Below are 308 nucleotides of genomic sequence, written 5' to 3'. Positions count from 1 at the left end.
CGAGGGATTTGATGACCGGGAAACGGGCTGCGGCAATACGCCGTTGAATGGAGCGGGTGTTGCGTTCTTCGATTTCACCCTGGATAAGGTTCTCGAGGTAATCGATGCAGGACCAGGAGCGCTCTCTCACCACCTTGGACAAGGCGGTGTAATGTTGGCGTGTATAAGGCAGATGCAAGCTCTCGAGATGGCTATCGAGGGGATCGGTCATGGTCAGTGCTCCTCATAGAGAGAAAGGTCTGGGGGAGAGATATCGATCTCAAGCAGATCCTGATGGCGAGTGAGGTGCAAGGGGCCAGGTTCTGGCA

Annotated in this window: 1 protein-coding gene; it reads right to left on the bottom strand. The window is 55.2% G+C overall.

Features of this window, described 5'->3' with window-relative positions; translation table 11 throughout:
- A partial coding sequence (locus IV91_RS0113670; RefSeq protein ID WP_031599362.1) for an ATP-binding protein occupies nt 1–211 on the bottom strand: 211 nt, incomplete at its 3' end.
- Between the last annotated feature and the right edge of the window lie 97 nt (nt 212–308).

It is taken from the genome of Ferrovum myxofaciens (assembly GCF_000735045.1).
GTDB lineage: Bacteria > Pseudomonadota > Gammaproteobacteria > Burkholderiales > Ferrovaceae > Ferrovum > Ferrovum myxofaciens.
This window is presented reverse-complemented; position numbering and strand designations above follow the sequence as displayed.